The 18,417-nt window shown below is 35.3% G+C and carries 23 protein-coding genes, 1 pseudogene and 1 riboswitch; of the genes and pseudogenes, 10 read left to right on the forward strand and 14 right to left on the reverse strand.

What is annotated here, in order from left to right; all coding sequences use genetic code 11:
• Positions 1–460: 460 nt before the first annotated feature.
• Together AAIE21_RS13405 and AAIE21_RS13410 are read left to right on the forward strand one after the other, a co-directional pair.
• Complete coding sequence (locus tag AAIE21_RS13405) at positions 461–922, forward strand: GNAT family N-acetyltransferase (RefSeq protein ID WP_343267234.1); 462 nt, start codon at positions 461–463, stop codon at positions 920–922.
• A gap of 38 nt (positions 923–960) precedes the next feature.
• Positions 961–1,105: riboswitch (cyclic di-AMP (ydaO/yuaA leader) on the forward strand.
• A gap of 100 nt (positions 1,106–1,205) precedes the next feature.
• Positions 1,206–1,349, forward strand: coding sequence for a hypothetical protein (locus AAIE21_RS13410; RefSeq protein ID WP_017151706.1), 144 nt, complete (start codon positions 1,206–1,208; stop codon positions 1,347–1,349).
• 280 nt (positions 1,350–1,629) lie between these two features.
• Here the strand turns inward: AAIE21_RS13410 and AAIE21_RS13415 are convergent.
• Both AAIE21_RS13415 and AAIE21_RS13420 read right to left on the reverse strand, forming a co-directional pair.
• Positions 1,630–1,725, reverse strand: a pseudogene (locus AAIE21_RS13415) (SAM-dependent methyltransferase); the annotation flags it as partial.
• A 56-nt stretch (positions 1,726–1,781) separates the two neighbouring features.
• A complete protein-coding gene (locus AAIE21_RS13420; protein ID WP_343267235.1) occupies positions 1,782–2,336 on the reverse strand; it encodes a CGNR zinc finger domain-containing protein in 555 nt (184 codons plus the stop codon).
• Between the two features lie 107 nt (positions 2,337–2,443).
• Here AAIE21_RS13420 and AAIE21_RS13425 point away from each other — a divergent pair, with 107 nt between their 5' ends.
• Entirely contained in the window at positions 2,444–3,628 is a 1,185-nt protein-coding gene (locus tag AAIE21_RS13425; protein WP_343267236.1) for an MDR family MFS transporter, read from the forward strand.
• Between the two features lie 68 nt (positions 3,629–3,696).
• Here the strand turns inward: AAIE21_RS13425 and AAIE21_RS13430 are convergent, their stop codons facing one another.
• Entirely contained in the window at positions 3,697–4,179 is a 483-nt protein-coding gene (locus AAIE21_RS13430) for a GNAT family N-acetyltransferase (RefSeq protein ID WP_343267237.1), read from the reverse strand.
• Between the two features lie 250 nt (positions 4,180–4,429).
• Between AAIE21_RS13430 and AAIE21_RS13435 the strand changes: the two genes are divergently transcribed.
• Genes AAIE21_RS13435 through AAIE21_RS13445 form a run of 3 tightly spaced genes read left to right on the forward strand, consistent with a single transcriptional unit; the run spans position 4,430 to position 5,578 of the window.
• Positions 4,430–4,636 carry a helix-turn-helix transcriptional regulator gene (locus tag AAIE21_RS13435; RefSeq protein ID WP_174102446.1) on the forward strand — a complete coding sequence of 69 codons (207 nt, stop codon included), beginning with the start codon at positions 4,430–4,432 and terminating at the stop codon, positions 4,634–4,636.
• Positions 4,637–4,642: 6 nt separating this feature from the next.
• Complete coding sequence (locus AAIE21_RS13440) at positions 4,643–5,077, forward strand: hypothetical protein (RefSeq protein WP_241816588.1); 435 nt, start codon at positions 4,643–4,645, stop codon at positions 5,075–5,077.
• A 24-nt stretch (positions 5,078–5,101) separates the two neighbouring features.
• Entirely contained in the window at positions 5,102–5,578 is a 477-nt protein-coding gene (locus tag AAIE21_RS13445; RefSeq protein ID WP_336452363.1) for a small multi-drug export protein, read from the forward strand.
• 134 nt (positions 5,579–5,712) lie between these two features.
• On the opposite strand, the gene AAIE21_RS13450 is transcribed toward AAIE21_RS13445, so the two are convergent.
• A complete protein-coding gene (locus AAIE21_RS13450; RefSeq protein WP_343267316.1) occupies positions 5,713–7,215 on the reverse strand; it encodes a malate:quinone oxidoreductase in 1,503 nt (500 codons plus the stop codon).
• A 480-nt stretch (positions 7,216–7,695) separates the two neighbouring features.
• On the opposite strand from AAIE21_RS13450, the gene AAIE21_RS13455 reads away from it, so the two are divergent.
• The gene (locus AAIE21_RS13455) at positions 7,696–8,319 is read left to right on the forward strand and encodes a LysE family translocator (protein ID WP_343267238.1); all 624 of its coding nucleotides are present in this window, start codon (positions 7,696–7,698) and stop codon (positions 8,317–8,319) included.
• Positions 8,320–8,516: 197 nt separating this feature from the next.
• Here the strand turns inward: AAIE21_RS13455 and AAIE21_RS13460 are convergent, their stop codons facing one another.
• The 5 genes from AAIE21_RS13460 to AAIE21_RS13480 form a co-directional block, all read right to left on the reverse strand.
• Entirely contained in the window at positions 8,517–9,062 is a 546-nt protein-coding gene (locus AAIE21_RS13460) for a DUF2179 domain-containing protein (RefSeq protein ID WP_343267239.1), read from the reverse strand.
• Between the two features lie 144 nt (positions 9,063–9,206).
• Positions 9,207–9,617, reverse strand: coding sequence for an ATP synthase subunit I (locus tag AAIE21_RS13465; RefSeq protein WP_343267240.1), 411 nt, complete (start codon positions 9,615–9,617; stop codon positions 9,207–9,209).
• A 53-nt stretch (positions 9,618–9,670) separates the two neighbouring features.
• The gene (locus AAIE21_RS13470) at positions 9,671–10,993 is read right to left on the reverse strand and encodes a hemolysin family protein (RefSeq protein ID WP_343267241.1); all 1,323 of its coding nucleotides are present in this window, start codon (positions 10,991–10,993) and stop codon (positions 9,671–9,673) included.
• 125 nt (positions 10,994–11,118) lie between these two features.
• Entirely contained in the window at positions 11,119–11,526 is a 408-nt protein-coding gene (locus AAIE21_RS13475) for a MerR family transcriptional regulator (protein ID WP_336452369.1), read from the reverse strand.
• Between the two features lie 135 nt (positions 11,527–11,661).
• On the reverse strand, positions 11,662–12,120 hold the full coding sequence (locus AAIE21_RS13480) for an SRPBCC domain-containing protein (protein WP_343267242.1): 459 nt from the start codon (positions 12,118–12,120) through the stop codon (positions 11,662–11,664).
• A 398-nt stretch (positions 12,121–12,518) separates the two neighbouring features.
• On the opposite strand from AAIE21_RS13480, the gene AAIE21_RS13485 reads away from it, so the two are divergent.
• Complete coding sequence (locus AAIE21_RS13485; protein ID WP_343267243.1) at positions 12,519–13,406, forward strand: DMT family transporter; 888 nt, start codon at positions 12,519–12,521, stop codon at positions 13,404–13,406.
• Positions 13,407–13,483: 77 nt separating this feature from the next.
• Here AAIE21_RS13485 and AAIE21_RS13490 read toward each other — a convergent pair whose 3' ends face one another.
• Positions 13,484–14,350 carry a pentapeptide repeat-containing protein gene (locus AAIE21_RS13490; protein WP_343267244.1) on the reverse strand — a complete coding sequence of 289 codons (867 nt, stop codon included), beginning with the start codon at positions 14,348–14,350 and terminating at the stop codon, positions 13,484–13,486.
• Positions 14,351–14,537: 187 nt separating this feature from the next.
• Between AAIE21_RS13490 and AAIE21_RS13495 the strand changes: the two genes are divergently transcribed.
• A complete protein-coding gene (locus AAIE21_RS13495) occupies positions 14,538–14,714 on the forward strand; it encodes a DUF1272 domain-containing protein (protein WP_343267245.1) in 177 nt (58 codons plus the stop codon).
• A gap of 40 nt (positions 14,715–14,754) precedes the next feature.
• Here AAIE21_RS13495 and AAIE21_RS13500 read toward each other — a convergent pair whose 3' ends face one another.
• The 3 genes from AAIE21_RS13500 to AAIE21_RS13510 are packed head-to-tail and all read right to left on the reverse strand — an operon-like array spanning position 14,755 to position 17,057.
• Positions 14,755–15,324 (reverse strand): SGNH/GDSL hydrolase family protein, encoded by a 570-nt coding sequence (locus AAIE21_RS13500; protein ID WP_343267246.1) that lies wholly within the window; start codon positions 15,322–15,324, stop codon positions 14,755–14,757.
• Positions 15,325–15,339: 15 nt separating this feature from the next.
• A complete protein-coding gene (locus AAIE21_RS13505; protein ID WP_343267247.1) occupies positions 15,340–16,164 on the reverse strand; it encodes an MBL fold metallo-hydrolase in 825 nt (274 codons plus the stop codon).
• 41 nt (positions 16,165–16,205) lie between these two features.
• The gene (locus AAIE21_RS13510) at positions 16,206–17,057 is read right to left on the reverse strand and encodes an aminoglycoside phosphotransferase family protein (RefSeq protein WP_343267248.1); all 852 of its coding nucleotides are present in this window, start codon (positions 17,055–17,057) and stop codon (positions 16,206–16,208) included.
• Positions 17,058–17,271: 214 nt separating this feature from the next.
• On the opposite strand from AAIE21_RS13510, the gene AAIE21_RS13515 reads away from it, so the two are divergent.
• The gene (locus tag AAIE21_RS13515) at positions 17,272–17,481 is read left to right on the forward strand and encodes a hypothetical protein (RefSeq protein ID WP_336452377.1); all 210 of its coding nucleotides are present in this window, start codon (positions 17,272–17,274) and stop codon (positions 17,479–17,481) included.
• 26 nt (positions 17,482–17,507) lie between these two features.
• Here the strand turns inward: AAIE21_RS13515 and AAIE21_RS13520 are convergent, their stop codons facing one another.
• Positions 17,508–18,401, reverse strand: a complete 894-nt coding sequence (locus AAIE21_RS13520; protein WP_343267249.1) for a PhzF family phenazine biosynthesis isomerase — start codon at positions 18,399–18,401, stop codon at positions 17,508–17,510.
• Between the last annotated feature and the right edge of the window lie 16 nt (positions 18,402–18,417).

An 18,417-nucleotide genomic window follows, 5' to 3' on the forward strand; every position in this document is an offset into this window, starting at 1 on the left:
CATTTGCAGCTTTAACTACAAACGATACAACTACACCTTGTAATGCTAGTCACCATTCTCTAAATAATGTACCGAATAAGCTAAAAATAATATTACCAAACTTGGAAAGAGAAATTTCTTATCTGTTATAGCACGATCCATCTCATTTTTAGGTCTTCTCTTCTATTAAGATGTAAATTTATGATTCAATAGAAAAGTTATACACACCCTTAGTTCATTACTAGCACTTTATAATTTCTCATTGAATGACAACCATTCATAACAGGAGAGTTACTATCATATCACGAAATTTATGTACATACATTGTATCCAAGGGAGCTAAAATTTGTCAAATTCCAAAGCGATTAATGTTATATAAATATATTTTTTATCTCACCTTAAATAACAATTATATCAATATTTAATACATATTTTTTCTTATTTTAAGATAAAATTTAACATACAAAAAGGAGATTAGATAATGATTTGTAAAATTCCACCTACTTCTATTAAAGTAGCATCAGCTATTTTAGCGATTCAAATCCCTGCTTATCAAGTTGAAGCAAAGTACATGAACAGCACAGCAATCCCACGTTTATATGATACGATAGAAGACATCCAAAATTGTAATGAGACCTTTTATGGCTACTTCTTTGAAAATAAACTAATAGGCTTTATTTCTTTTATAAATAAAGAGGCTATTATTGATATCCATCGCCTAGTTATATCTCCTGACTATTTTCATAGAGGAATTGCAACAAAGTTACTCCTTCATTTATTTAGCATATCCCCTGATACAAGGAAATATATTGTACAAACAGGGAAAGCAAACATCCCTGCACTGTCTCTATATAAAAAACACGGATTCATTGAAGTAACAGATACTATTTTACCTGACGGACTCGTTCTTACACAGTTGAAAAGGACAGAAAACACAAAATAATTTGACTTTTCCAATAAGTTATGTTATCTTATTTTTTATAAAACCTTTTGCTGAATCCAATTTTTTGGAACGGGGGAACCATTTACGTAGCCTACGCTACTTGGGGCGAATCTTTTTTAAGTAGGGAAACTCTCACTTCCCGAGTCCGACAGCTAACCTCGTAAGCGTAATGGGAGAGGGAAGGTGCTTTTTACCTATGATACACAGTATCCCTCCTTAACTATAAAGTATGTGGAATCGTTGTCATTAGAAACCTATATTTATAGAAAAGGAGACTCGTACAATGTTACGTTTATCAGATCATGAAATGAAAATGATGGAGCAACGTATTCGATTGGAACAACAACGTACGTATCAAGCAAACAAAATTGTAGATAGTTTACATCACAAATACTTTTTTCAACATATTTTTCAACCGAAAAGATGAAGTGAAATTCTTACCTATGTAAGATCATTTATACGTACAGTATGACGGAACATGAAAAAAGCTTTGCTATTACTGCAAAGCTTTTTTCTGTTACACTTTCTCTTTTGCACAAAAACTTATTTTCTTGATTTAACAATTAAAGTCGTTGGCGCTCTTCTTACTTTATCCAAAGAACAACAACTCACATAAAGTGAAACTTTAATCAGCCCTCACCAATCGGGCCGTTAGTGCGAGATAAAATCCCATCTGTTATTCATTACAATCACTAGATGGTTCCCCCTTCTATTCTTTCAATTATAAATCCCGCTTGAATAAGTTCATTTATGTATGTGCTTAATTTTCTTTTATACAGCACCGCTTGTACATCTTCCAACTTCTTTCTTACTCATCAAGTTAAACAACATTCCCTCAATTCACATTTCCCTCTAAAGTTTACATCGTGTAACTCGATCTTCCTTTTCTCTTCTCCCGGTAATTTTTCACTTTCGCAATCGTACCACAAGCTCTTCCCTCTTTACTCCCTGCATACATCCCACACCAGCGCTTACTTCCGTTACGAGAATGATCATAAAAGACCCAGCGGCAATCTGGACATGCTTTCAACCGATTCCACCTCTTTTGTTCAATCGCAGTCAAAATAATTTGTAACATCATCGTATAGAAATTCCGTCCCCCAATTGGTTCATATGTAATAAACTCCATATTTTCCGTCACACATACGCCAAATGGATATTTTTCAAACCATTTCTGTAGTGTCCCTTTCTCCTCAATCGCGAAACGAACGTCATCTCTAAATTGCTTCAGCTCATCCAACGTACCAAAAGAAAATTCCTCACTAAAATGGTTTCTCATAAATCGAAGTACATCATCTATTGTATTAAGCTCATCTACCTGCTTTCTTGTGTCATTTGGAATTCTCCATGTATTTAAAAACTCTCTTACGATTTCTAATTGTCCCGGCGCCCCTTGACTCTGACTCAAATCCATTCACCATCTTTCTAAAATTTACTTTTTTCTGACTTTATGTATAATAATAATATAAAAGAGTTAACCATTAAAAACTTTTACTGGTTACATTATAGAAAGGAGAATCTATGAAAAACTTTTCAATATCGATACGCGTTATACTCAGTTCGTCATTTTTCATGGCATTTGGATACTTTGCTGTATACGCTTTCCTCGCCATCTATTTATCGAGTTTTTTACACTTTTCCGCTGTGCAAGTAGGGACCATTTTAACCATTATGACGATTACATCACGAGTAATCCCTTTATTTTCTGGTATCATTGCCGATAAATTTGGATACATGATTATGATGATATCTGGTTTATTATTAAGAGGCATTGGCTTTATTTGTTTAGGAATATTTTCAGAGTTTCATACGATTTCAATTTCCGCTTCATTTATTGGATTTGGTACTGCGTTTTATGAACCAGCTGCTCGTGCTGTCTTCGGTTCGCAGCCTGCTTGCATCCGAAAAGATTTATTTACATACTTAAATCTTGCTTTTAACAGCGGTGCGATTATCGGCCCAATTGCTGGCAGCCTATTACTCATGTGGAATCCTTTGTATCCATTTATACTGACTGGACTTCTTATGCTATTCTTTGCAATTATTTTTTATCTTCTTAGATCCCACTTCCAAGTTTCTACTGAAAATGTACAGCTCTTATCTGGGTTAAAAGTCGTGTTTAAAAACAAACAATTTCTTTCATTTTCATTTATCATGATTTTCTTTTACATCATGTTTACTCAGCTCACTGTCGCTCTCCCCCTTCACATGACCAACATAAGTCATAGTGAAAAGTTAGGTGGTCTCGTTATTACAGTGAATGCAATTACAGGCGTTTTATTTATGATTGTATTTCGAAAAATATTTCATAAATACAACACACTTTCGATTGTAAAATGTGGTGTGCTATTCATGGGGCTTTCTTTTTTGATGATTCCTTTGTTCCCACACCCATATTGGCTGTTTGGTTGTGTCATTTTATTTACAATTGGTGAAACACTTGTATTACCTAATGCTGACATTGCAATTGCAAATTATAGTCATGAATCTTATACGGCCACATATTTTGGAGTTTATCAGCTTTCACTCGCTATTGGATTTACAATCGGTAACTACACTGGAACATGGTTTACATCACAGTTGCAAGAGACATATACACCTTGGTTAATTTTAGGCGCAATGGGTGTTACAGGATTTATTTTGCTTCATATGTTAAAAAATATGGAACAAAAACAAGAAAAAGAAATTATGAATACAGGATTATAAGCATATATAATACGATGAAAAGCACCGTCCAGTTTATAGAACGGTGCTTTTGATTCAATAATACAAATTTATACATTTACATAGTTTTTTAGTTTTAAACAGTAAACAAATTCTGGATGATGTCCCTCTTCAATCTCTCCTGTTGGCCTAAAACCCACTTTTTCATAGATCCGCTTTGCGCGTTCATTATCGTGAATAACCGATAAGAATATTTCTTCACATTTATATGTCTGAACCATACTATCTATTACTGCTTTTAAAATAGGAACCCCATACCCTAATCCTTGATATTGATGGCCAAGCATCATACTAATTAACTCATATTGCTTCGTTTCATTTCTAAACCCATACGTAGCAAAACCTATTAACACGTCATTATCATATATAGCTTTCGGAGTAAACCCAAACGTTTGGCAAGCTGCAAGAAAGAAAGCATTTGAACCAACCCATCTTTCATATATTTGAATGTGTTTTTCTTGGAGTTTATCTGATTTTAAATTAATAATTTCAAAGAAATTTTCTTCTGTTACATCTACTAATTTTAAATTCATCTTTTCCCCTCTTTCTATTTTTTGCATTATCTACTCTAATTCTTCATCGTATTTTTCAATCCTCTATCTTCTTAATGAATAAAACTATTCAATTTTAAAAACTAGATAAACGAAACAACACCATTTTAGTTATAGATGGTGTTGTTTTATGTTTCTCAAGCAATTATTTATTACAAAATGCAAATGATTATTTACATTTTGTAAGCAATCATTTACAATGTTAGTAATTGGAAATGAGGGAAGGGAAATTATGATGCTTGAAAACAGAGTTAGAGAATTACGGGCACGATTTAGGTGGACTCAGCAAGATTTAGCCGATGCCGTTGGAGTGACAAGACAGACAATTGGGTTAATTGAAAAAGGTGATTATTCTCCTTCTGTTACGATGGCGTTAAAAATAGCTACTGCGTTTCAAGTTACTGTAGAAGATATTTTTTATTTAACAGGAAAGGAATGAATATTTTTGATGAAACATATTTTGAGGTCTCCACTTATAGGTACGAGCTTATTTGTATTGATCATTGCATTTTTACTATTTTCTCTTATGGATACACAAGTCGTTATAGCTAGATTGTGTTTTGGGATTTTGGTAATGTTTACTTTTTTGTGGTTCGTTCTTACAAAGCATTATAATCGGAAGAATCCTGATGATAAAATTAAATTATTTGGATTTATCCCATCCGAATTTCGTGAAATAGATGAAGGTCAACAATGGGTGACCTATAAGGCTTGTAGGAATGTGTATATTTACTATAGCTTTGCACTTCCAATAACAGCAGGAGTTTGCTTCCTCTTTTCTCATAATATTCTTATTCCTTTAATATGCATAGGATTGCTAGGATTAGGTCAATACATTGTCTATTGGTTAACTACTATTCTGATTTTCCATCGTATTTAATCTGAACAAAACAGGGGGAACAATATGTTAGAATGGGCTCAAAATGCAGGTGAATTATGGCAATATGTGGTCTTATTTTTACTAGCCTTTGCTCCATGGATGGATGTATCAATCGTTGTACCACTCGGTATTGCATGGGGATTACAGCCATTTGCAGTAGGAGTGACAGCATTTGCAGGGAATCTTATCTTGGTTTTATTACTCGGCTTCTTCTTTAAGCAGTACACAAAATGGCAAGCAGCAAGAAAATTAAAAAAAGGTATAACAACACCTTCTAAAAAAGAAACTCGATCAAGGCGAATATGGGAACGATATGGTATTCCAGGGTTGGCTCTGTTAGCTCCAATTCTTGTAGGAACTGATATTGCAGCCGTATTAGCCTTAACATTTGGATCGAACCGGACACACGTCATAAGTTGGATGACGATCAGTCTAGCAGTATGGACAATCATTTTTACAGTTGCTGCGATGTATGGATTTAGCTTTTTAAATATTATTTAGAATCATATGAAGAGGCTGCCCCAAAAAATAGCTAAAAACGATCTTTTGGAGACAGCCTCTTTTGTATAGTTGATTTTCTTTTTTATTGAACTGTTTAATGGCCTTACATAGCTCTGTTTCTATACCCCAAGAATTTAACTATAAGCCAGTTCTTTTTTGCTTAAACCAAGCGTTTCCCCTGTTGAAGCATGAATTTCTTGGAAAAACTCTGGTTTTTCCGCTAGTGACACGCCATAAGAAGGGATCATTTCTTTTATTTTCAGTTCCCACTCTGTCATATGCTCTGGGAAGCATTTTTCTAATACTTCAAGCATAACATGAACGGCAGTAGAAGCACCTGGAGAAGCCCCGAGCAATGCAGCGATTGAACCGTCAGCAGCACTAACAACTTCCGTCCCAAATTGAAGTGTTCCTTTACCACCGGCATCAGTATCTTTAATCACTTGCACACGTTGACCCGCTACCACTATATCCCAATCCTCGCTTTTGGCGTTCGGAATAAACTCGCGTAATTCTTCCATACGCTTTTCACTCGATAACATAACTTGCTGAATCAGATACTTTGTCAATGACATCTCTTTTACGCCTGCCGCCAACATAGTTAAGACATTATTCGGTTTTACGGAACCTATCAAATCAAAATTTGAACCGGTTTTTAAGAACTTTGGTGAGAAGCCGGCAAACGGTCCAAACAACAATGTTTTTTTGTTGTCGATATATCTTGTATCCAGATGCGGAACTGACATTGGAGGAGCACCAACCTTAGCTTTACCGTATACTTTTCCATGATGCTGCTCTGCAACTTCCGGATTGTTACATACCATAAATAGTCCACTTACCGGGAACCCTCCAATATGTTTTGACTCAGGAATACCGGTTTTTTGTAGTAAAGGCAGACTTCCGCCTCCACCGCCGATAAAGACGAATTTTGCAGTATGGTATTCGATTTTGCCACTATCGATATCATGCACTTTCACTTCCCAAGATCCGTCGCTAGCACGCTTAATATCCTGAACACCATGCTTGTAGTTTAACTCAACATTTTTGCTCTGTAAGTGGTCAAACAACATGCGTGTTAAAGCCCCAAAGTTGACATCCGTTCCAGAATCGATTTTTGTTGCCGCTATCGGTTCATTCGGTGTGCGGCCTTCCATGATAAGCGGAATCCATTCTTTCAGCTTTTCAGGATCATCGGAAAATTCCATTCCTTGAAACAGCGGATTATTTGAAAGCGCTTCAAAACGTTTTTTCAAAAACGTAACATTATTTTCCCCTTGTACCAAACTCATATGAGGTATTGGCATAATAAAGTCCTGTGGATTACGAATCAGATTGCTGTTTACAAGATAAGACCAAAATTGTCTTGAAAGCTGGAACTGTTCATTAATTTTTATAGCTTTGCTAATCTCTATAGACCCGTCAGATTTTTCGGATGTATAGTTAAGCTCGCACAATGCAGCATGACCTGTACCTGCATTATTCCATTCGTTAGAGCTTTCTTCTCCTGCATCTGCCAGTTTCTCAAACACCTTGATTTCCCATTCAGGTGCTAACTCTTTCAATAATGATCCCAAAGTCGCACTCATGACTCCGGCACCAATTAAGATAACGTCTGTTTTTTTCTGCATGTTGCTCATGATAATCTCTCCATCCCCCATATTGGCAAAAAAGACTAGGCACTTTTGGCTTCTATGCCACAAAAAGAACTGCGCCACCTAGGCCCCACCTAGGAATACATCTTTTCTGTCTCAATTATAACCCATCTCATAGTCTATTATAATAATTAATAGACTAAAATATCTAGTATTATCTGATAATTTTAAACTATTTATGATAATAAAATAGTAAAAAATCCCTTTACAAAGCTCTAGGAACACACAATCATTCAGTTCTTAAGCTCAACTTTTAGCCGTTACTTATAATATATTTCTCTGCACTTAACAGGGGGAAACATTTTTCCAGAAATATTTAGTTCATTTACAATATATCATATGTCACATTTTCTCAGAGGCATCTATAAAGTTTGCCGTTTTAATCAAACAACAGAGTATACTTATAACATTACAAACGATGTAATCCATGATAAAATAAGGAAAATTTTCCAAAGGGGTGGATGTATGGATTTTTCAAATGTAATTGCTTTTGTCTTTGCGGCTATGCTCTTAACATTAATGCCAGGGCCTGACATTTTATTTGTTCTTGCCCAAAGCATGAGCCAAGGTAAAAAAGCTGGTATTATGACCGCACTGGGACTATGCACTGGTATAACGGTACACACATTAGCTGCTGCTCTTGGGATTTCCGCAATTTTGTATCATTCTACAATTGCCTTTCAAATTTTAAAATATGCAGGAGCAATCTATTTACTATATCTTGCTTGGCAAGCATTTAAAGAACGTAATGAAGGAATTGGAGAACACGCTGCTGTTTCATTAAATTACGGCGCTCTCTATCGTAAAGGGATTTTGATGAATATATTAAATCCTAAAGTCTCTCTTTTCTTTTTAGCCTTCTTACCTCAATTCGTAACCCCGAGTGCCGGGGAAGTACCAATGCAAATGATCACTCTAGGCATATTATTTATGCTACAAGCAATCATTGTATTTTCAATGATTTCATTCCTCTCTGGCACCATTGCAAATAAGTTCTTAAAGAATCCTAAAATCGCAAAAGGAGTGAACCTATCTAAAATAGGAATCTTTGCTATATTAGGAATTAGACTCGCCTTAACGGAAAAATAAAGTGTTACACATTATTTTTTGGTACATCATTTATCTATAATGTACCTTTTCCTACTACACACTATTGCAGTTATAACGCACAAAAAAAGGATAGATCACTCAGATTCACTCTGCTTGCATCTATCCTTTTCTTTTTTATAAAATGTATAACATTATATAGATATGATTCTCAAAATGAGAATCCATTCGCTTCTTTCTTATAAAGCATGATCTTTCTTCTTCATTAATGCTCTTTTTTTCATCGCTTTTGTTAAGTAACCACCTTTGAAAGAACGAATTTCATAAGAAGACATAAATGCTTTCGGTGCAATTCGATTAATAATTTCCAAAAGTTCTTTCTCACGAGAACGTTTCGCAACAATATCTAAACGATAACGAATAGAATTAATCCCTTCTCCTTCAAATACAGTTACACCAAACCCAGAGTGTCTTAATTCATCTACTAATTCATTACAACGATCTAGTAAACTAACTTGGTATGTAATATACCCAATTGCCAATTTATTTTCTATATAACCACCTAATAAAAGTCCGGCACTAAAGCCAATGACATAGGCTACAATATTCATCCAATTTGATAAATCTTGAAACACAATTCCTAAACTTACAATATAGATTGCACCTTCTAATAATCCGACACCAGCAGCGGATCTTGTTTGATTCTTTACAAGCAAAATCGTCCGGATTGTTAAAACGGGAACATAAATAATTTGAAGCACAAAAATAAGTAGCGCTTGTAACATTTTCATCCACCTCTTTCAAAAAGTCTTTTGTCATAATAACATATATAACCTTGAGAAAGCGATGGGTTTTCTAATTTTTTTTATTTTTTTTATAAAAAAATAAGAAGATAAAAAAGAACCGTTTTTCGGTTCCCTTTTACCTTCTTATTTTGAATCCTGTGCAATCTTTTTTCTCTTTTCCTCTTCTTCCCTTGCTAACTGCATATTCGCATACGCTAAATTCGCAATCATTAAAAAGTGACCACCTAAAATGCCCGTACCAAATGCCCACATCTCCATTTCATGTTCAATTTCATACATGATGATTGCCCCCAATATAGCAGCAGCAAAACGATTTAACATCCCGAGTCCCGGTGCGCGTTGCTTTAACACAATACTTCTACCAATTTTTTCAACTCTTCTCGCTAACAACCATAGGCAGTATGCACTGACTGCTAATCCAATCCCAAATCCAGTAACTTGCTTTGAAAAAGGCGTTATCGTCCATAAAAGTAGTAAACCACTAAAAATCATATATAGCTGTAGTTTGTATACTCGTAACGCAACTTCAACCAAAATATCCGCTCCTTATTTCAAGTTTTCCTATAGGTGAAAAAGAAAGCAACAACCTACACAGTTGCTGCTTTCTCTTGTTGATGATCAATTTTCCGAATTTCAACGCGCTTAATTTGATATGCATCTTTTTCAAGAACTTTAAACTCATATCCCTCAGCTTCCACACATTGTCCTTCTTCAATTTCATGGTTCTGCATCATAATCCATCCGCCAATTGTATCCACATCTTCTTCCTCGATGTGTAGACCAAATAAATCTTTCACTTCTGTAATCAACACTTTCCCATCAACAATTTTGTGATGTTCATTTACGTGTTGAATTGGTGGATGTTCGTCTTCATCGTATTCATCACGAATTTCGCCAACGATTTCTTCTAATATATCTTCAAGCGTTACAATTCCGGCTGTGCCTCCGTACTCGTCATATAAAACAGCCATTGGAATTCGTTTTTTCTGCATTTGTAGAAGTAAATCATGAATTGGGGTTGTTTCCATCACTTCAATAATTGGACGCATATACGTACGAATGGATGATAAATCTTTTGTATCGCCTTTCATATATCGAATAAAGAAGTCTTTTACGTTGACCATACCGATAATATCATCTTTATCTTCTCCAAAGATCGGATAACGCGTGTATCGTTCACTTTGGATAATTTTCATGTGTTCTTCTACTGAATCTTCGAGATAGAAACCAACGATTTCTGTTCGTGGTACCATAATCTCTTTCGCAATGCGGTTATCAAATTCAAAGATATTATTTACATACTTATATTCTGCTTGATTAATTTCTCCACTTTCATAGCTCTCTGAAAGAATAAGACGTAATTCTTCTTCAGAGTGGGCTACTTCATGTTCAGAAGCTGGTTTCAAACCGAATAAGCCAGTTATGACGCGCGCCGAACCATTTAGTACCCAAATAAACGGATACATTACTTTATAGAACATCATTAAAGGTCCAGCAAATAATAAAGTTACTTTTTCAGCCTTTTGAATTGCCATTGTTTTCGGTGCTAATTCTCCTACTACAACGTGCAAATACGTCATTGTCATAAATGCAAGACCAAAAGTCAATACTTGTGAAATAGACGGATTTAAGTTCCACTTCTCAAATAATGGATGCAATAGTTTTTCTATTGTCGGTTCACCTAACCAACCTAATCCCATTGCTGTAACTGTAATTCCTAACTGACAAGCAGATAAATATTCATCTAAGTTTGTTGTTACCTTTTTTGCTGCTAACGCACCGCGTTTTCCTTCCGCAACAAGCTGATCTATGCGACTTGAACGTACTTTAACAATCGCAAACTCTGCTGCAACGAAAAATCCAGTAAATGCGATTAAAACCGCAACCATGACTAAATTAAATATTTCCAATGAATCCCCTTAGTTAAAAAAACTAAGGTGTTCACCTCCTGTATACTTATAATGTTTTCTTATTCTCTGTTTCTCTAGAAAACATAGCGCTATACAGAAATTAAAAGAGTCGGATCCAACTTTAACTATAACAATAGTACTAGAGTTTGTATTAAAGCTGTCGTTTGACCAGATAAAGATTTCGATATTTTTTCACGTTGTGAATCTGTTAACCCATCTAACAGAGGCTTCAACTGTGTTAGTTCTGCTTCTAATTGATGGATATGGTTTGTCACTTCATTCACTTGTTTCGAAACGTGTTCATTGATACCGAGCAGCTTCTTTCTCTCCTCGATCCTCTCTTTAATCTCACAAAGCGGCATATGCATTTCCTTGCATTTCTCAATAAATTGTAATGTTTCAAATGCTGTTTCATCGTAATAGCGATAATTAGATTGAGATCGCTCCGCTTTTAAGATACCTAGATTCGTATAATAATCAATCGTTCGTTTCGATACGTGAGCCAAGTGAGCCAACTGTCCGATTCGATACACCTTCCCAACGATTTTTCCCTCCCCATTTATGTTAAGAACATCATACAATACATAAACTGTACAGTCAAACGTGACAGTTTATCATTCACAATATAGACAAAAAGATCCGCTATATGCTGCAGATCTCCTTCTTCTTTATATTTCTTTATTATACCTAGTTTCAACACACTCTGCTAAACTTTCAAGTTGCTCCATATATACAGCACGTGACATCCAGCCTGTTAATTTGTATAAAATACGATAAAGTAGATTACTAGGTGTATACTCCAAAATCAATGTAAGAAGTGTCCCCTCTTCCTCTTCTTCCAATACATACGTTGTCGTAGAATATCCTTGCTCCGTTTCACCACCAAGAGTAATGATATACGGAGGTTCATACTCTAGAAATTCCACCTCTGCTTCATATACTTTCTTTCCTAATTTCTGTACAGAAATAAACGTATCTCCCACACGTGGATTTTCTTTCACTCGGTCGGACGAATAATGATTTTCGATTAAAAAGGTATTCCATTCTTTTACCTTTTCATCATCTTTTACATAATCGAAAACAACATCTATTGGTGCCTCAATTAATACTTCAATAGCAAAACTCATTCATGTACTCCTTTTATATACCCTTATTTTTCTATATATATTGCGACAGAATGATTATGCCATATTTTATTTGGTGAAATACAAGTGTTATTTTACTATTATTTCTCTTATTTGGAGTTTCATGATGTTGAATTTAAAATTTCAACATCATAGTAAAAAGAATTGATGGATGCCCTTTAATAATCTGAAAATTAAGTTATAATTTAATATATAACTGATTCATGGGAAACAAATACACATATTGAGAGGAGAAAATCTAATGTACTATAACAACCTATTCGAAAACGATCAACCTGTAATCCGTCTATAATCTAAGGCGGGCATACGTATATTTTATAAAAAATATGCCTCGTCTTAGGACTTTTAAGAATCCTACAAATAGACGGAGGTATTTCACAATGAAACAAACCATTTTAGGAGCTATATGTTTATCACTTGCAGCAAGTATTTGGGGTGGTATGTACGTTGTTAGTAAATATGTATTAGATTTTGTTCCCCCACTTACACTTGTCTGGCTTCGCTTTATTATTGCTTTTGTAGTTTTATACATGATTTTAAAAACGACAAAGCGAAAACAAAAAACAACGATACAAATAAACAAAAAAGATTGGCTACTCTTTGCTTGGATTGGTTTCATCGGCTACTTCGTTTCAATTACATGTCAATTTGTTGGAACAAAACTATCTGATGCTCACACTGGCTCTTTAGTCACATCAGCTACGCCAGCATTTATGGTCGTATTCGCTACTTTGATTTTGAAAGAAAAGTTAACGACTCGCAGAATACTCTCTACTCTCTTAGCCACAATAGGTGTCATAATTGTTATTGGTTGGGACATAGAAGTAGAATCTTATTTTATCGGCACAATCATTTTAGTTGGGGCCGCTATTACATGGGCTTTACTATCTATTTATGTAAAAATTGCATCTAGTCGTTTTTCATCCTTAGTCATTACAACGTACGCAATTTTCTTTTCGTTATTTTTCATCACACCTTGCATGATTTGGGAGTTACAATCCAATCCAGTTGGAAACTTAAACGCCACTATCATTTTAGGCATTCTCTATTTAGGAATCATCTCTACTGCCGGTGCTTTTTTTCTTTGGAATAAAGGACTTGAGTTAATGGATGCTAGCATTGGCTCACTCTTTTTCTTTTTTCAACCTATTGTTGGTTCATTGCTAGGATGGCTACTTTTAAATGAAACGTTGAATCGTAACTTTTTTATTGGTGGTGCTCTTATTATATTTAGTGTCGTGATAACTACACTTGAAAAGAAAAAGTAGCAATAGTAAAAACACAGGCTATAAAAAATATAGCCTGTGTTTTTATAGTATCTATTAAGATAAAATTTATATTTTTCTCAAGCAGACCAATGCGCCGGACGAGAAAGTAAACTTGGTAATTTCGTGTTTACATCCCCTTTCGCTGCATTAACCTGAACTTGAGTCAGAAAAATGCTCTCCGTAAGGTTCGCTCCCCTAAGATCAGCGTCTCGTAAATCAGCACCAATAAAATCAGCCATTCTTAAATCAGCTTCTCGAAGATCAGCAGCAATGAGATATGCCCCTCTTAAATTCGCTCCCTTAAAGTCTGCTCTTCTTAGCTTTGCCCCCATAAGGTTTGCTCCTCGGTGATTCATCCTTTTATTTTTTTTCGCACTCTTATACTTGTGACGTGATTCCGTCCATACTAGTTCGCTTGTCTTTAATAGAAGTTCATTTACATACGCTCTGTGTGATGGAACATTTACATCAATCAGCAAATCTGGGCTAAGATAAGAAAGTCGTTCCGTCTCTTCAATCGCAGTACGAATCTCTCTATGAATCGATCGTGTTGCTTTTAACGCGAAAGCTTCATTCAAATACCAAAGCATCTCATGAAGCTGATGCATTATTGGAAAAACAGCGTACATTTTCTGCGCATGCTTAGAATCTTTACGCCAGTCAACTCCTTCGAAAGTAACCTGTGAAACCTTTTGTCCCGCACCGAAGCACTCAAATACAGTACACCCTTTAAAACCTTTCTGCCTAAGATTTTTATGAATGCTACAACGAAAGTCTGACTGTAAATTTGAGCAAGGCTTACCAGCATCTTTATTAACTGCAAAATCGGCTGAAGCTGCGAAAGGTAATGCAACGCAGCACAAACCGAAACAATTCTCACAATCAGCTCGTAAACTGTTAAAACTCACATTATTTTTTAAATTTAATTCTTGATAATTCTCCACTAAAACATATCCCCCTGTTACTGTATTACTTATTCAATTTTATATAAATAAGTATATAAAAGAAAATATTATATTTCATTTCAAACGCTACACAAACTTCCAAATATACTTTCATTTGAAAAGGACATATTCTCCAACTTATATTATCATTTAATTATAAACATTCATACAAGTAGGAGGAAATCAGATGGCATTAGAAATGAAAACAAACTGTCAAACTTGTAGCACCTCACTTCAAACGGATTCGGAAGCTTATATTTGTACTTACGAATGTACATTTTGTGCACCGTGCACAGAAAAAACGCATCATGTTTGTCCAAACTGCGGTGGTGAATTAGTGCGTAGGCCGAAAAAGAAACTATAAAAGCAAAGCTACTCATAGCTTTGCTTTTCTTGTGCGACATCTATTTAAAAATCTCTTTTAAATTACTCCCGATTAACTCGGATAAATATTCATAACCAACAGCACTAAAATGTAGTCCATCACGCTCTTCATTTTCTACAAACCTCTTATAATCTAATTCTTGAATCATATGAAGATGTAAATCCAGAAAGTGACTTCCTGTTTGTTCTGCCACTTCTTCCACCACTTTTGCATACTGCGATAATACTTCATTTGTTCTTGCCTGCTGTCTTTCCTCATCCACTGGCGCTGGGCTAATTAACAGCACCTTTTCTGGTGAGATTTTTTTCACGATCTCAATTAAATTTTCTTCATATTCTTGTATTGATACTTGTTTATGAAATGCCGCATCATTTGCGCCAAAAAAGACCGTTACAAATGTCGGATCATAAGATAACACATCTTCTTCTATTCTTCTTAAAGCATCGAACGTATTATCACCAGAAACACCTGCATTTTCTACTTTCCAATCCGGAAAATGCTCTTGTAAACGTGGTGTTAATCTCGGTGTTCCATTCCAAAATGTTTCATCAGCTGTAATGCTATCACCAAAGCATACTAACGTATTCATTTTTACTTCTCCTTTTTATGTATGAAATAATTCCCCTTCTAACGCTGAAATATAACGCTGCGCAGAGCGTTCTACAGATTCATTCGCATTCTCTTCCACTACTCGGTGAAAAGCATTATACAAACGATTAAAAGATAATGGTTTTACCCTTTTCGCCATCTCTTCTACTTTATTTGCAGGTAACGGAATTAAATTTGGATAGCTGTACATAAAGCTTACCCACTCCTGATCCGCTACAACTTGAATAATATCGCCTGTTAATAAAATACCTTTTCCATCATTCCCTTGTGACCAATGTAAAACGGCCCCGCCTTTAAAATGTCCACCTAGACGATGCACAGTGAGTTCATCTGACAATTGCAATGATTCCCCTGACCAAAAAACAATATGTTTACTCGGACGCATTACCCACTGTTTATCATCTTCATGAATATAAATTGGTACATCAAATCTTTCTGCCCATTCTACTTGAGTAGAATAATAGTGCGGATGGGATAATGCAATTGCATCTAATCCTCCTAATTCTTTTACTCTCTCAATTGTAGTTTCGTCGAGATATGTAATACAATCCCATAGCAAATTATATGATTCTGTTTTTACTAAATACGTTGTTTGACCAATTGCAAATTCCGGTTTTGTTGTGATGCTATGAAGTCCTGTTTCTTCTTCCATCATTTCATTTTGATATTTGTTGCTCTCTTGTAAATCATCAAGCGTTATCCAAGATTGCCCCTTTGGATTCACATATTGTCGTTCTTCATTACAAATCACACAATTCGTTGGTTCTTCCACACTAGCTGCATATTGCACTCCACATGTTATACAAATAAAATTTTTCATAACATTTCTCCTATCCCCATTTATTTTCTAGTGAACTTTCATTAGTGGCGAATTTGATCCATCCAATAACACCAAGCTTTTAAGTAAACATCCAAATCTTCAGGATGATGTCTCAAACAAGCATCTAACCTGCAATATAAAGCAATTACAACTTCTTCATATAAAATTTTTCTTACTCTAGTATGAAATACACTTTTTTCTACTATCTCGTCTATCGTTTCCCTTGTTAGCTCTTCTGGCGTCGAACAAAATGCATAAATCAAATCATATATTGGATCTCCCAACACTGGAAAAGGGTCGATTACGCCATATAACTTATTTTCTTTACATATAAAATTATGAAACCCACAATCACCGTGTAACAAAAATGGCTGACTACTATATACCGTTCTATTTGGACTATGCACCAATTGAAGAACTGTTTGAAAATCATCTTCTGTTACGTAAAGTTTTAAAGTTTCACTAGCCTCCATTATCCTTGTCAAAAGAAAATCGCGCCAAGATGCTACCGGCTCTTCCTTCCATCCCCACTTATCCATTTTCACAGCTGGTTTATATGTATGAATGACTTTCTGAACAAGTTTACAAAGAATAGCTCTTTTATTCCCAACACTATAACATGTGGAACCCGGGATAAATGAGTAGACCATATATCTATTGAGCGAGTCTACATACAACAGCTTAGGAAATATACTTTCATTTTCATAAAAGTTAAGAAAATATGCTTCTTCTTCAATAACCCTCGCTTCATTCAACTTTACAACACACTGTTCATTTCCTACTAAAAGATACAGTCTACTTGTCGTACCACCAGTTAATTTCTTGTAGCCTTTCGGATAATCAGCAATCACTTCATTAACAACTAATTGTTCGATAATTTCTGAAATGTCCACCTTTTCCATTCCTATTCTTCAAGTATATTTAACCATTGAGAAAACAACTTTATTATTATTCGACAAACATAAGAAAAATCCTCTACTCCAAATGCTATCGAGGTAACCCATCAATCCCATTTCACATTATCTTTTCTTTTATTAGTGCTAACTCTTAATTTTTATAAATATGGGCATGCTAGAAAACATATCTGTACATATTAGGAGGACATATATGAAACCCGATTTTTTACAAGCTGTAAATCAGGCTATCGGTAATATTGAACATATCCACATTGAAGAAAGCGGTGCAGATAGTCTGCTAATTCATCATGATGATGCCCAGCAATTGAAACAAGTTGCAGAAACGTTAGAACGTAGCAATTTCCATTCTGTAATGAGACAAAATGGAGATACTTCTTTTATTGAAGTATTAAATAGATAAAAAGCTCGGTCGTGTACCGAGCTTTTTCAAATCGAAATTTGAAACTCATCTACATATACCGCCGTTCCCGAAATCTCGATTTGCAGTGAATGGTCTTCCTGATTCTTTGTTACATAAACAGCCACACGACCGTCCTTATTCATTTCTTGTCCTTGTTCAACAATTAATATCATTTCACCATCAAAATCTTGCTTCAAAAACGTAGCATAGTAAGCTCCCATGACACCCGAAGCAGTTCCTGTCACTGGATCTTCAATCGTCCCGGAATAAGGTGATGAAAAATGACGACCATGCACATGTGCTTTCTCATCATACGTTTCTAAACAAAGAGGATGAATGGATGATTTTGGTATTTCTTTTAGAATAGATGGAAACGCTTCATTATTCGGTTCCATTCTTTGACAAGCATCTAACGTTTTAATTGGGACTATTAAAGTCCAAATTCCAGTACTTCCATACACAATTGGCAACCTTTCATCTAAATCCTTTTCACGAAGTCCAATGCTGTGAGCCAAATCTTCTCTCGAACCATTAAAGCTTTGAAACTGTGGTGCTGCTTGTCTCATCCTAATAAACGCTTCTCCTTTTTCATCTATATATACTGGTAAAATCCCAGCTTTCGTTTCAATTGTAAGATTTTGTTTCCCCTTCAGTAGCCCTCTTTCGTGAAGTGCATATATAGTCCCCACTGTCGCATGTCCGCAAAGATTCATTTCTTGTCCTGGTGTGAAATAACGGATTCTTACATCAGCAACATTGGAAGAAAGCACAAAAGATGTTTCGTTAAATCCTACTTTTTCTGCAATCAGCTGCATTTCATCATCTGTTAACCCTTCCGCATCTATTACAAGACCAGCTGAATTTCCCATATTTGGTTTATTACTGAATGCATCGTAATGAAAAACTTTTACTCCCTTCACTTCCTCATCCCCTAAC

The sequence above is a fragment of the Paenibacillus sp. 102 genome, assembly GCF_039549175.1.
Classification (GTDB): domain Bacteria; phylum Bacillota; class Bacilli; order Bacillales; family Bacillaceae_G; genus Bacillus_A.